This window comes from Streptomyces sp. NPDC037288 (assembly GCF_055603265.1).
Window position 1 is genome coordinate 1 of the sequence record NZ_JBVJVY010000007.1, and the last position, 12310, is coordinate 12310.

Genomic DNA, 12310 nt, shown 5'->3' on the forward strand with positions numbered 1-12310 from the left:
CTTCCTGATCGCCGTACCGACCGGTGTGAAGTTCTTCAACTGGATCGGCACCATGTGGAAGGGCTCGCTGTCCTTCGAGACACCGATGCTGTGGGCGGTCGGCTTCCTGATCACCTTCACGTTCGGTGGTCTGACCGGCGTCATCCTGGCCTCGCCGCCGATGGACTTCCACGTCTCCGACTCCTACTTCGTGGTGGCCCACTTCCACTACGTCGTCTTCGGCACGGTCGTCTTCGCGATGTTCTCCGGCTTCCACTTCTGGTGGCCGAAGATGACCGGCAAGATGCTGGACGAGCGCCTCGGCAAGATCACCTTCTGGACGCTGTTCATCGGCTTCCACGGCACCTTCCTGGTCCAGCACTGGCTGGGTGCCGAGGGCATGCCGCGCCGGTACGCCGACTACCTGGCGGCCGACGGCTTCACCGCCCTGAACACGATCTCGACGATCAGCTCGTTCCTGCTCGGCCTGTCGATCCTGCCGTTCCTCTACAACGTCTGGAAGACGGCCAAGTACGGCAAGCCGGTGAACGTCGACGACCCGTGGGGCTACGGCCGTTCGCTGGAGTGGGCGACGTCCTGCCCGCCGCCGCGGCACAACTTCGTCACCCTGCCGCGGATCCGCAGCGAATCCCCGGCGTTCGACCTGCACCACCCTGAGATCGCCGCGCTCGAGCAGCTCGAGTACGCCGGTCACGGCACCGCCATCGCGGGCAGCAAGGAGGCCGGCAAGTGAAGATCCAGGGTCGGATGTTCATCTGGCTGAGCGTCTTCATCCTGATCATGGCCATCGTGTATGGCGTGTGGTCGAAGGAGCCGGCCGGTACCACCGCACTCTTCCTGGCCTTCGGCCTGAGCGTCATGATCGGCTTCTACCTGGGCTTCACCGCCCGGCGGGTCGACGCGGGCGCCCAGGACGACAAGGAGGCCGATGTCGCGGACGACGCGGGCGAGCTGGGCTTCTTCAGCCCGCACAGCTGGCAGCCGCTCATGCTGGGCTTCGGCGGTGCGATCGCCTTCCTCAGCATCGCGGTCGGCTGGTGGCTGATCTACTTCTCCGCCCCGTTCATCGTGATCGGTCTGTTCGGCTGGGTGTTCGAGTACTACCACGGTGAGAACCGCACCCAGTAGCACACGAGAGCGCACGCCGGAAGCCCGGACACTCCATCAGGAGGGTCCGGGCTTCCGGCGTCTGCCGTAGTGTCGATGACTCGTACGGATTACCTGCCGCGCCAGCGGAGTCGGCGTCTCATAGCGTGATCATATGAACCACACTCCGCGGACCCGCACCGTCGTCAGCTGCGCCCTGCTGGTGACCGTCCTCGGCGCGGGCTTCGCCGCCTGCGGTTCGGACGGCAACCCCCTGTCGGCCAAGCCGTACGACGCGGCGGACCTGATCTCCTTCAACGGCCCCGCCGACGCGGGCAAGCGGGCCGACCCCGACAAGCCCCTCGAAGTCACCGTGGACGATGAGGGGCGCATCACCGACGTGACCGCCCAGGACTCCACAGGACGCTATGTGACGGGCGAACTCACCGCCGACGGCAGCCGCTGGCACAGCACCTCCCCGCTGGCCGCCAACGCCCACTACACGGTCACGGTGAGCACCGAGGACGACGACGGCGCGCCGGGCCGCAAGGTCTACTCGTTCGACACCACCAAGCCCAGCGGCAAGAAGCGTCTGAACGTCACCTTCGGGCCGGACGCGGGCCAGTACGGCGTGGGACAGCCCATCACCGCCCAACTCGACCAGGAGGTCAGGGACAGGGCGCAGCGGGCCGTCGTGGAACGGGCCCTCAGGGTGGACTCCACGCCGGCCGTGCCGGGCTCCTGGTACTGGGTGAGCAACAAGGAACTCCACTACCGCCCCAAGGAGTACTGGCCCACTCACGCCCTCATCCAGGTGCACAGCAACCTGGACGGCGTCCGGATCAGCGACCGGCTGTGGGGCGGCAGGTCCAAGCCGCTGAGGATCACCACGGGGGAGAGGATCGAGGCCGTCACGGACGCCTCGGCGCACCAGCTGACGTTCTTCGAGAACGGCAAGGTGATCAACCAGGTGCCCGTCACCACCGGCAAGCCCGGCTACGAGACCCGCAACGGAGTCAAGGTCGTCCTGGAGAAGCAGTACTTCGTACGGATGCGCGGGGTCACCGTCGGCATCGCCGAGGGCAGTTCCGACTCGTACGACCTGCCGGTCTACTACGCCACCCGGGTCACCTGGTCGGGCGAGTACGTCCACGCCGCACCCTGGTCCGTGGGCTCACAGGGCTACGCGAACGTCAGCCATGGCTGCACGGGGATGAGCACCGGCAACGCCGAGTGGTTCTTCGACCACATCCACGAGGGCGACGTCATCAGGGTCATCAACTCCAACGGCGACCCGATGGAACCCTTCGGCAACGGCTTCGGCGACTGGAACGTCGACTGGAAGAAGTGGCTCACGGGCAGCGCCCTGACCAACGGCACCCCCGACGGCCCGACCCCGCAGGACGCGGTACGCCTCCGGCCGACGGCGGTGTGAGCGCCACGAAGGGGCGCGGGGCTGTGTCTGATGTGCGGCTGCCGCCGCGTGGACGCGACAGGCCACGACGGACCGGCACTCGGGCACGAACCCCGCGCCCCGAGCTCCTAGGCGCCCACCAACCGCTTCTGCCGCAACAGCGCAGCCAGCGCCGCGGCGAACTCCACCGGGTCCACCGGCAGGGTGACCGCGGCATCAGCACGGCTCCACGTGGCCAGCCACGCATCCTGCGGCCGCCCCATCAGCAACAGCACCGGCGGGCAGTTGAAGACCTCGTCCTTGATCTGCCGGCACACCCCCATGCCCCCCATCGGCACGGCCTCACCGTCCAGCACGCACACATCGATGCCCCCGTGCCCCAGCTCGCGCAGCACCGCCTCGGGCGTCGCGCACTCCACGAACTCGACCAGGGGGACGTCGGGAGCCGGCCTGCGGCCGGAGGCCAGCCGCACGTGTTCGCGGGTGTTGGAGTCGTCGCTGTAGACCAGCACCGTGGCGGTCGGCTGCATTGTTCCTCCGGGACGTCAGCGTCGTACGGACGGGACGGTCAGGGCCGTTCGGGCGGAGCTTACTCCCGTCGAAGTCCCCATGAACACCACGTCAACACCGGTTCGGCGGGCAGCAACACTCCGAACGGCACCCCCCGGAGTGAGGGCGGGATAAGCGACCGACATAATGTCGGTCGTGGCGACAGCAACGACAGTAGAAACCGGGCACGCGCACCCGTCGGTCAACCGGCCGAACCTCACCAGCGTCGGAACCATCATCTGGCTGAGTTCCGAGCTGATGTTCTTCGCGGCCCTCTTCGCGATGTACTTCACCCTCCGGTCGGTGACCGGACCGGACCACTGGAAGGAGATGGCGCACGCGCTGAACGTGCCCTTCTCCGCGACGAACACCACGATCCTGGTGCTCTCCTCCCTCACCTGCCAGCTCGGCGTGTTCGCGGCCGAGCGCGGCGATGTGAAGAAGCTCCGTGGCTGGTTCATCCTCACCTTCATCATGGGTGCGATCTTCATCGGCGGTCAGATCTACGAGTACACGGAGCTGGTGAGGAAGGACGGCATCTCGCTGTCCTCCGACCCGTACGGCTCGGTGTTCTACCTGACCACCGGCTTCCACGGCCTGCACGTGACGGGCGGCCTCATCGCCTTCCTGCTGGTCCTCGGCCGCACGTACATGGCCAAGAGGTTCACCCACGAGCAGGCGACCGCCGCCATTGTCGTGTCCTACTACTGGCACTTCGTCGATGTGGTCTGGATCGGCCTCTTCGCCACGATCTACCTGATCAAGTAGCGGGACCGGCTCCCGCACATCCAGAAGCACCGACGCAGAAGATCCTGACACCGGGGTAATCCGTGAAAAAGCTCTCCGTACGACGACGCCATCCGCTGGCGGCGGTCGTCGTCCTACTCCTCGCGCTGGCGGCCACTGGGGGGCTGTACGCCGCGTTCGCGCCCGCGGGCACGGCGCAGGCCGATGATTCCGCCCAGTCCCTGACCATCAAGGAGGGCAAGAAGCTCTACGAGGTCGGCTGCGCCAGCTGCCACGGCACCGGTGGCCAGGGCTCCTCCGACGGGCCCAGCCTGGTCGGCGTGGGCGCCGCGGCCGTGGACTTCCAGGTCGGCACCGGCCGTATGCCCGCGGCCACCTCGCAGGGCGCCCAGGTCCCGCGCAAGAAGGTCGTCTACAACCAGACGCAGATCGACCAGCTCGCCGCGTACATCGCCTCGCTGGGCGCCGGCCCGAACGTGCCGACCAAGGAGCAGTACGGCCCGGACGGCGCGGACATCGCCAGGGGCGGCGAGCTGTTCCGCACCAACTGCGCGCAGTGCCACAACTTCACCGGCAAGGGCGGCGCCCTGACCAAGGGCAAGTACGCGCCGAGCCTGGAAGGTGTCGCTCCCAAGCACATCTACGAGGCCATGCAGACGGGCCCGCAGAACATGCCGTCCTTCCCCGACACCACGATGTCGGAGAAGAACAAGAAGGACATCATCGCGTACCTGAACGCGGTCAACAGCAGCGAGACGGAGAACCCGGGCGGTCTGGAGCTGGGCGGCCTCGGGCCGGTCAGTGAGGGTCTGTTCGCCTGGATCTTCGGCCTGGGCGCGCTGATCGCGGTCGCCGTCTGGGTCGCCGCTCGGACCGCAAAGGCCAAGAAGTCATGAGTAGCCAAGACATTCCAGAAGAGAACCTGCCCGCTGAGCAGGACCACGCGCACGGCGCGGTAGGGATCGCGGACGAGGAGAACCCGTTCGCGGACCCGGGGCTGCCGCCTCACGAGCACCGGATCCAGGACATCGACGAGCGGGCCGCCAGGCGGTCCGAGCGCATGGTCGCCCTGCTGTTCACGGTGTCGATGCTGGCCACCGTCGGCTTCATCGCCGCGTACTTCGCGATCCCGCACGACAAGGCGATCTTCGTCTTCCCGATCGGGCACATCAACGCGCTGAACTTCGCGCTGGGGCTGACCCTCGGCGCGGCGCTGTTCTGCATCGGTGCGGGCGCGGTCCACTGGGCCCGCACCCTGATGTCCGACGTGGAGGTCGCGGACGACCGTCACCCGATCGAGGCTTCGCCCGAGGTCCGCGCGAAGGTCCACGCGGACTTCCGCCAGGGTGCCAAGGAGTCGGCGCTCGGCCGCCGCAAGCTGATCCGCAACACCATGTTCGGCGCGATGGCCCTGGTGCCGCTCTCCGGCGTCATGCTGCTCGGCGGCCTGGGCCCGAAGCCCGGGACCATGCTCCGGCACACGCTGTGGGCCAAGGGCAAGCGCCTGATCAACATGAACACCGCCCAGCCGCTGCGTCCCGAGGACGTCGCCGTCGGCTCCCTCACCTTCGCCATGCCCGACGGCCTGGTGGAGACCGATGAGGACTTCCAGAACGAGATCGCCAAGTCGGCCCTGATGATCGTCCGGCTGCAGCCGGGCAACATCAAGGACAAGCAAGAGCTCGACTGGTCGCACGAGGGCATCGTCGCCTTCTCCAAGATCTGCACCCACGTCGGCTGCCCGATCTCGCTGTACGAGCAGCAGACGCACCACGTGCTGTGCCCGTGCCACCAGTCCACCTTCGACCTCTCCGACGGCGCCCGAGTGATCTTCGGCCCCGCCGGCCACGCCCTGCCGCAGCTGCGCATCGGTGTGGACAGCGAGGGTTACCTCCAGGCGCTCGGCGACTTCGAGGAGCCCGTCGGTCCTGCATTCTGGGAGCGCGGATGAGTACTGCAGCGAACAAGACGCCCCGCTCTCGCGGGAAGGCACCGGCCGGCGAGCGGGTCGCCGACTGGGCCGACGGCCGGCTCGGGATCTACTCCCTGGCCAAGTCCAACATGCGCAAGATCTTCCCCGACCACTGGTCGTTCATGTTGGGCGAGGTCTGCCTCTACAGCTTCATCATCATCATCCTGACGGGTGTCTATCTGACGCTGTTCTTCCACCCGTCGATGAACGAGGTGGAGTACCACGGCAGCTATGTCCCGCTCCAGGGGCAGCTGATGTCCGAGGCGTTCAACTCGACCCTGCACATCTCCTTCGACGTGCGCGGTGGTCTGCTCGTCCGGCAGATCCACCACTGGGCCGCGCTGATCTTCCTCGCCGGCATGTTCGTGCACATGATGCGCGTGTTCTTCACCGGCGCGTTCCGCAAGCCGCGTGAGATCAACTGGCTGTTCGGCTTCCTGCTGTTCGTCCTCGGCATGTTCACCGGCTTCACCGGTTACTCGCTCCCGGACGACCTGCTCTCCGGCACCGGTGTGCGCTTCACCGAGGGCGCGATCCTGTCGATGCCGATCGTCGGCACGTACATCTCGATGTTCCTCTTCGGCGGAGAGTTCCCCGGCCACGACTTCGTCGCCCGGTTCTACTCGATCCACATCCTGCTGCTGCCGGGCATCATGCTCGGCCTGGTGGTGGCGCACCTGATCCTGGTCTTCTACCACAAGCACACGCAGTTCGCGGGTCCCGGGAAGACCGAGAAGAACGTCGTCGGCATGCCGCTGCTGCCGGTCTACATGGCCAAGGCCGGAGGCTTCTTCTTCCTGGTGTTCGGTGCCATCGCGGCCATCGCGGCGGTCGCCCAGATCAACCCGATCTGGGCCATGGGCCCCTACCGTCCGGACCAGGTGTCCACCGGCGCCCAGCCCGACTGGTACATGGGCTTCGCCGAGGGTCTGGTCCGCTACATGCCGGGCTGGGAGATCAACTTCTGGGGTCACACGCTCGTCCTGGGCGTGTTCATCCCGCTGGTGCTCTTCGGTCTCGTCCTGGCGGCGATCGCGGTCTACCCGTTCATCGAGTCCTGGGTCACCGGCGACAAGAGCGAGCACCACATCCTGGACCGCCCGCGCAACGCCCCGACCCGCACCGCGTTCGGTGTCGCCTGGGTGACGGTCTACATGATCGGCCTGGTCGGCGGTGGCAACGACCTGTGGGCCACCCACTTCCACCTGTCGATCAACGCCGTCACCTGGTTCGTCCGGATCGGCTTCTTCGTCGGACCGGTCGTCGCGTTCATCGTCACCAAGCGGATCTGCCTCGGCCTGCAGCGCCGCGACCGCGACAAGGTGCTGCACGGCCGCGAGACCGGCATCATCAAGCGCCTGCCGCACGGTGAGTTCATCGAGGTGCACGAGTCGCTCAGCCAGGAGCAGCTGCACACCCTCACGGCTCACCACCAGTACGCGCCGGCCGAGATCGGCCCGACGGTCGACGAGAACGGTGTCGAGCGCAAGGTCCCGGTCTCGGAGAAGCTCCGGGCGAAGCTGTCCAACGCCTACTACGGCGAGGACAACCAGATCCCGAAGCCGACCGTCGAGGAGTACAAGGAGATCACGAGCGGCCACGGCCACCACTGATCCCCGCGTCGCCACGCCACACTGAAGGGCCCCGTCCGGGTTTCGGACGGGGCCCTTCGCCGTGCCCGCGGCTGGATAGGGTGGGATCACACTGTTCTCACGACACCAGGAGCGGCTGATGAGCGCTGTGACCCCCGCTGGAGGCGACACCGCGGCGGGCCGTTCCTGGCCCGAGGTGCTGAACGCCCTGCTGGAGGGCCGCGACCAGAGCGCGGACGCCACGGCATGGGCCATGGACCGGATCATGCGCGGAGAGGCGACGGACGCGCAGATCGCGGGATTCGCCGTGGCGCTGCGCGCCAAGGGCGAGACGGTGGAGGAGATCAGCGGGCTCGTGCGCGCGATGTACGAGCACGCGAACGTGATCGAGGTGCCGGGGCCGGCCGTCGACATCGTCGGTACGGGCGGTGACGGTGCCAAGACGGTGAACATCTCCACGATGTCGTCGATCGTCGTCGCCGGCACCGGGGCGAAGGTCGTCAAGCACGGCAACCGGGCCGCGTCCTCGGCGTCGGGTGCGTCGGACGTGCTGGAGAAGCTGGGCGTCAATCTGAACCTCCCGCTGGAGCGGGTCCCGCAGGTCGCCGAAGAGGCCGGGATCACCTTCTGCTTCGCGGTGAAGTTCCACCCGGCGCTGCGCCACGTGGCCGCGGCACGCGGCCAGTTGGGCATCCGCACGACCTTCAACGTGCTCGGCCCGCTGACCAACCCCGCGAAGGTGCGGTCCCAGGCCGTCGGCGTGGCGGATCCGCGGATGGCGCCCATCGTGGCCGGTGTCCTCGCCGAGCGCGGCAACTCCTCCCTGGTCTTCCGCGGTGACGACGGCCTGGACGAGCTGACCACGACCGCCACCTCACGGGTGTGGGTGGTCCGGGACGGCAAGGTCGCCGAGGAGTCCTTCGACCCGAGGGACGTCGGCCTCGACCTCGTCCCCGTGGAGGCCCTGCGCGGCGCGGACGCGTCGTACAACGCGGAGGTCGCCCGCCGCCTGCTCGACGGTGAGACGGGGGCCGTACGGGACGCGGTGCTGCTGAACTCGGCGGCGGCGCTCGTCGCGCTGCGTCCGACGGACGCGCCGCTGGCCGAGCAGCTGCGGGCCGGGATGGACCGGGCGGCGCAGTCCATCGACTCCGGGGCGGCGAAGCGGACACTGGACCGCTGGGTGGCGGCCAGCAACGCCTGAGACGCGCGGGGGGCGGTCCCGCGATGCGGACACGGGTTGCGGGACCGCGATCACTTCACGTACGTTCCAGACCAGGTCATGAGTGACAGTCATGAGGCCCCGGCCGACTGTCCGGCAACCCTCCGTCCGTGGCGGGGTGCCCCGGGTGAAGACCAGGCCGTAGGCAGCGAGGTCTACGGCAAGCGCGGACCCCTCGCACGCTTTTGAGAAGTGTGGGGCCAGGGGTCCTGGTCGTTCGAGGGAGTCTTCCGTGAGCAAGCGAATGCGATAGGGCCGCTGAGCCCCGCCTCCGCACACCCTTTTCTCTTCTTCCTGCGCCTTCGGGCGTATGTTCCTCACGGGAGTTCCCCATGTCCGTCTTCACCGCTGCCGCCGACCAGTCCGTTTGTGCGCCTTTGTCCGTCCTGGGCAGGGATGTCACCGTCCCGCTCGTCACCGGCGGCGAGGTCACCTACGCGGCCCTCGACTACGCGGCCAGCGCCCCCGCCCTCCAGCGTGTCTGGGACGACGTCGCGGCCTACGCCCCCTACTACGGCAGCGTCCACCGTGGCGCCGGTTACCTCTCCCAGCTCTCCACCGACCTGTTCGAGGCCGCCCGCAGGACGGTCGCGGAGTTCCTGGACTGCCGGACCGACGACCAGCTGATCTTCACCCGGTCCACCACCGACTCCCTGAACCTGCTGGCCCGCGCCCTCCCCGCCGGCTGCCAGGTCTTCGTCTTCGAGACCGAGCACCACGCCTCCCTGCTGCCCTGGCAGGACGCGAAGGTCACCTGCCTCGACGCCCCGCGCACCCCGCAGCAGGCCGTCGAGACCCTGGAGCGCGCCCTCGCCGACCGCGACCCCCACGGCCCGGCCCTGGTCTGCGTCACCGGCGCCTCCAACGTCACCGGCGAACTGTGGCCGGTACGCGAACTGGCGGCGGCGGCGCACGCGCACGGCGCCCGCATCGTCCTGGACGCCGCCCAACTGGCCCCCCACCACCCCGTGTCCGTGTGCGACCTGGACGTCGACTGGGTCGCCTTCTCGGGTCACAAGCTGTACGCCCCCTTCGGCTCCGGTGTCCTGGCCGGCCGCGCCGACTGGCTGCGCGCGGCCGAGCCGTACCTCGCGGGCGGCGGCGCCAGCCGCAAGGTGACCCGGCGTCAGGACGGCGGTGTGGACGTGGAGTGGCACGAGAGCGCCGCGCGGCATGAAGCGGGGTCACCCAACGTGATCGGCGCCTACTCCATCGCATCGGCCTGCAAGGCGCTCACCGAGGCCGGCTGGGACACCCTGGTCGCCCGCGAACAGCAGCTGATCGCCGAGGTCCGCGCGGGCCTCGCCGAGGTCCCGCAGGTGAAGGTGCTGTCCCTCTTCGGCGACGACGCCCCGCGGGTCGGCGTCATCTCCTTCGTCGTCGAGGGCTGGAACAGCTCCCACTTCGCCGCGGCGCTCTCCGCCGAGTACGGCATCGGCGTCCGCGACGGCCTCTTCTGCGCCCACCCGCTGGTGCGCACCCTCCTCGGCAGCGACCCCCAGACCCAGGGCGAATGCGGCGCCCCCGAGGCCGCCCCGGGCGAGAAGTCCCTCAACGCCATCCGCGTCAGCTTCGGCGCGGGCACCCCCGACGAACACGTCGAGCGTTTCGTCACCGCGGTCAGGGAACTGGTGGCCGAGGGCGCGAAGTGGACGTACAGGACGGAGGACGGCCGCTGCGTCCCGGCGGTCTGAGCCGGCCCGAGCGGCAGCGCCCCAGGGGGCCGCGCCCGCATCGACACGCGCCTCCGCCGCGCGGGCCCGCGACGGCGGCCAGTGTCGGCCCGTCTGCGCGAGGCGCCGCTGAGCAGCCGGTGCGGCTGGCTTCACGCGAGTCCTTGCGTCACGGCACCTGCCCCTGCTGGATCGCCATGCGGCTCCCTGCGCGGGCCCGCGCATAGCGCCCAGCGTCGGCCTGCCTGCGCGAGGCGCCGCCGAGCAGCCGGTGCGGCTGGCTTCATGCGAGTCCTTGCGTCACGGCACCTGCCCCTGCTGGATCGCCATGCGGCTCCCTGCGCGGGCCCGCGCACGGCGGCCAGCGTCGGCCCGTCTGCGCGAGGCGCCGCTGAGTCGCCGGTGCGGCGGAGGTGGGCGCGGAGGCCGGCTTCACCGCGGAGTGCCTGCGTCACAGCACCCGCCCCGGGTGGGACGGGTGCGGCGGGCCGTGCGGACGGGGAGCGCGTTCCCCGCCGTCGACGGAGCCGGCTCGTCCGCCGTCCTGCGCCGCAAGTACGACGTCGGCGGCCTCGGTGCTCCGGACGGCCGCCCCTGCCGCGCGGTGTCCCGGGACGGTTCCGTCGCCCACGTCGGCACTTGCGACGACGTGCGACGACGTGCGACGACGTCCCGCACACGATCTGCCGCGACTCCCCGCGCGGGAACGTCCTGCTCGGCGGCGAGGTGCTCGTTTCCCTCGGCAGCGCGGACGCGGGCGGACCGCGCCGCTGGGGCGCCGACCGTCCCCGGTCGGATCCGCCAGCACTTCCGTCGTAGCGGGAGGCGGGCACCACCCTGTTCACCGACTCGGCCACGCCGCGCCGGGGTTTCCGGGTCTCGGGCCCGTCCCGGACCAGGTGCTCGCCCTGTGACGTCGGCCCTGGGCCACGGCGCCGGGGGTGACCGGCGCGTCGCGGTCACCGACTGAGCGGCGCTCCTAGTTGTCCAGACCGATCGAGAACGCGGCCTCCAGGTCGTGCTGGGAGTACGTGCGGAACGCGACGTGCGTGTCGGTGGCCTCCACGCCGGGGATCTTGCTGATCCGGCCGGGGATGATCTCGGCCAGGTCCTCGTGCCGGCCGACCCGGACCATGGCGATCAGGTCGTAGGTGCCGGTGACCGAGAAGACCTCGCTGACGCTCTCCAGCGCGGCGATCTGTTCCGCGATTTCGGGGATCCGGTCCACGCTGGTCTTGATGAGGACGATCGCGGTGATCACGGCTGGTTCTCTCCCTCGGGTGCCGGAGCTGGGGCGGACCTCACTCTAGCTGTACGGCCGTAGCGCACCCATGCGTAGCCGAAGCCCAGACCGAAGCCGACCAGGTGGGCCAGATACGCCACCCCGGGGCCGTTGGAGGCCTGCCGTGCCGCCGCCCACTGCAGCGCCGCCCAGAAGGGCAGCACGACCCACGCCGGGAACCGCAGCGGCAGGAAGAACAGGAAGGGCAGAAGACTGGTCACGCGGGCGCGTGGGAACAGGTAGAGGAACGCTCCGAGGACCGCCGAGATCGCCCCGGACGCGCCGACCAGCGACTGCCCGGAGGCGGCGTTGGCGGCCGCGTAGCCCAGCAGGGCCAGGTAGCCGCAGCCGACGTAGAAGAGGGTGAACTCGACCTGGCCCATCCGTTCCTCGGTCATCACGCCGAAGACGAAGAGGAAGAGCATGTTGCCGAGCAGATGCACCCAGCTGCCGTGCACGAACAGGGCCGTGGCAGGAGTGAGGGCCGCGCGTGCCGGCCTGGCGAACAGCTCGGCCGGCACCACGCCCCAGCGCCGGAAGTACGCCCGCTGTGCGGCGAGCAGCGCGTCCCCGGAGCCGTATCCCGGGGCGAGCCCCGAGGCCGGACCCAGGACGAAGAGCAGACAGCACAGGCCGATGAGGGCGTATGTCATGGGTGCCGGTGCGCTCCGGACCGCTCTGAGGGCCCTGCCGGCCGCCGTGCTCCACTCGCTGATCATGAACACAGAGCATGACGTAACGGGACGCAAGCCGACAGACCGCCTCGCCGCCGT

General features: G+C 69.2%; 13 protein-coding genes and 1 riboswitch. Of the genes, 9 read left to right on the top strand and 4 right to left on the bottom strand.

Annotated features, from left to right (window positions below):
- From ACZ7GZ_RS10380 to ACZ7GZ_RS10390, 3 genes are all read left to right on the top strand, one after another.
- The coding region (locus ACZ7GZ_RS10380; protein WP_471022653.1) for a cytochrome c oxidase subunit I at nucleotides 1–733 on the top strand (733 nt) is incomplete at its 5' end.
- The gene (locus tag ACZ7GZ_RS10385; protein ID WP_031166647.1) at nucleotides 730–1128 is read left to right on the top strand and encodes a cytochrome c oxidase subunit 4; all 399 of its coding nucleotides are present in this window, start codon (nucleotides 730–732) and stop codon (nucleotides 1126–1128) included. The genes ACZ7GZ_RS10380 and ACZ7GZ_RS10385, both read left to right, overlap by 4 nt.
- Nucleotides 1129–1261: 133 nt before the next feature.
- The gene (locus tag ACZ7GZ_RS10390; protein ID WP_471022654.1) at nucleotides 1262–2521 is read left to right on the top strand and encodes a L,D-transpeptidase; all 1260 of its coding nucleotides are present in this window, start codon (nucleotides 1262–1264) and stop codon (nucleotides 2519–2521) included.
- Between the two features lie 107 nt (nucleotides 2522–2628).
- Here ACZ7GZ_RS10390 and ACZ7GZ_RS10395 read toward each other — a convergent pair whose 3' ends face one another.
- Nucleotides 2629–3030: a response regulator gene (locus ACZ7GZ_RS10395; protein WP_471022655.1), complete on the bottom strand. Its 402-nt coding sequence runs from the start codon at nucleotides 3028–3030 to the stop codon at nucleotides 2629–2631.
- 166 nt (nucleotides 3031–3196) lie between these two features.
- Between ACZ7GZ_RS10395 and ctaE the strand changes: the two genes are divergently transcribed.
- The 6 genes from ctaE to ACZ7GZ_RS10425 all read left to right on the top strand — a co-directional run bounded on the left by ctaE (nucleotide 3197) and on the right by ACZ7GZ_RS10425 (nucleotide 10276).
- Nucleotides 3197–3817 (top strand): aa3-type cytochrome oxidase subunit III, encoded by a 621-nt coding sequence (ctaE, locus tag ACZ7GZ_RS10400; RefSeq protein ID WP_471022657.1) that lies wholly within the window; start codon nucleotides 3197–3199, stop codon nucleotides 3815–3817.
- 62 nt (nucleotides 3818–3879) lie between these two features.
- Nucleotides 3880–4692: a cytochrome bc1 complex diheme cytochrome c subunit gene (gene qcrC, locus ACZ7GZ_RS10405; protein WP_471022659.1), complete on the top strand. Its 813-nt coding sequence runs from the start codon at nucleotides 3880–3882 to the stop codon at nucleotides 4690–4692.
- Nucleotides 4689–5747 (top strand): cytochrome bc1 complex Rieske iron-sulfur subunit, encoded by a 1059-nt coding sequence (gene qcrA, locus ACZ7GZ_RS10410; RefSeq protein ID WP_471022661.1) that lies wholly within the window; start codon nucleotides 4689–4691, stop codon nucleotides 5745–5747. The genes qcrC and qcrA overlap by 4 nt, the downstream gene beginning before the upstream one ends.
- Entirely contained in the window at nucleotides 5744–7381 is a 1638-nt protein-coding gene (qcrB, locus tag ACZ7GZ_RS10415) for a cytochrome bc1 complex cytochrome b subunit (RefSeq protein ID WP_471022663.1), read from the top strand. Before qcrA ends, qcrB begins: the two co-directional genes overlap by 4 nt.
- A gap of 118 nt (nucleotides 7382–7499) precedes the next feature.
- Nucleotides 7500–8564, top strand: a complete 1065-nt coding sequence (gene trpD, locus ACZ7GZ_RS10420; protein WP_471022665.1) for an anthranilate phosphoribosyltransferase — start codon at nucleotides 7500–7502, stop codon at nucleotides 8562–8564.
- 74 nt (nucleotides 8565–8638) lie between these two features.
- Nucleotides 8639–8755: riboswitch (SAM riboswitch) on the top strand.
- A 159-nt stretch (nucleotides 8756–8914) separates the two neighbouring features.
- Nucleotides 8915–10276 carry an aminotransferase class V-fold PLP-dependent enzyme gene (locus tag ACZ7GZ_RS10425; RefSeq protein WP_471022667.1) on the top strand — a complete coding sequence of 454 codons (1362 nt, stop codon included), beginning with the start codon at nucleotides 8915–8917 and terminating at the stop codon, nucleotides 10274–10276.
- 430 nt (nucleotides 10277–10706) lie between these two features.
- On the opposite strand, the gene ACZ7GZ_RS10430 is transcribed toward ACZ7GZ_RS10425, so the two are convergent.
- The 3 genes from ACZ7GZ_RS10430 to ACZ7GZ_RS10440 all read right to left on the bottom strand — a co-directional run bounded on the left by ACZ7GZ_RS10430 (nucleotide 10707) and on the right by ACZ7GZ_RS10440 (nucleotide 12256).
- Nucleotides 10707–10886 carry a hypothetical protein gene (locus ACZ7GZ_RS10430; protein WP_471022669.1) on the bottom strand — a complete coding sequence of 60 codons (180 nt, stop codon included), beginning with the start codon at nucleotides 10884–10886 and terminating at the stop codon, nucleotides 10707–10709.
- A gap of 348 nt (nucleotides 10887–11234) precedes the next feature.
- A complete protein-coding gene (locus ACZ7GZ_RS10435) occupies nucleotides 11235–11516 on the bottom strand; it encodes an Lrp/AsnC family transcriptional regulator (RefSeq protein WP_471022670.1) in 282 nt (93 codons plus the stop codon).
- Nucleotides 11513–12256, bottom strand: coding sequence for a rhomboid family intramembrane serine protease (locus ACZ7GZ_RS10440; protein ID WP_471022671.1), 744 nt, complete (start codon nucleotides 12254–12256; stop codon nucleotides 11513–11515). Before ACZ7GZ_RS10440 ends, ACZ7GZ_RS10435 begins: the two co-directional genes overlap by 4 nt.
- Between the last annotated feature and the right edge of the window lie 54 nt (nucleotides 12257–12310).

Excerpts from the sequence above, each read along its gene's own strand:
- ACZ7GZ_RS10390 (WP_471022654.1), top strand. The coding sequence starts at position 1,262 with ATGAACCACACTCCGCGGACCCGCACCGTCGTCAGCTGCGCCCTGCTG.
- ACZ7GZ_RS10395 (WP_471022655.1), bottom strand. The coding sequence starts at position 3,030 with ATGCAGCCGACCGCCACGGTGCTGGTCTACAGCGACGACTCCAACACC.
- ctaE (WP_471022657.1), top strand. The coding sequence starts at position 3,197 with ATGTCGGTCGTGGCGACAGCAACGACAGTAGAAACCGGGCACGCGCAC.
- qcrA (WP_471022661.1), top strand. The coding sequence starts at position 4,689 with ATGAGTAGCCAAGACATTCCAGAAGAGAACCTGCCCGCTGAGCAGGAC.
- qcrB (WP_471022663.1), top strand. The coding sequence starts at position 5,744 with ATGAGTACTGCAGCGAACAAGACGCCCCGCTCTCGCGGGAAGGCACCG.
- trpD (WP_471022665.1), top strand. The coding sequence starts at position 7,500 with ATGAGCGCTGTGACCCCCGCTGGAGGCGACACCGCGGCGGGCCGTTCC.
- ACZ7GZ_RS10425 (WP_471022667.1), top strand. The coding sequence starts at position 8,915 with ATGTCCGTCTTCACCGCTGCCGCCGACCAGTCCGTTTGTGCGCCTTTG.
- ACZ7GZ_RS10440 (WP_471022671.1), bottom strand. The coding sequence starts at position 12,256 with ATGATCAGCGAGTGGAGCACGGCGGCCGGCAGGGCCCTCAGAGCGGTC.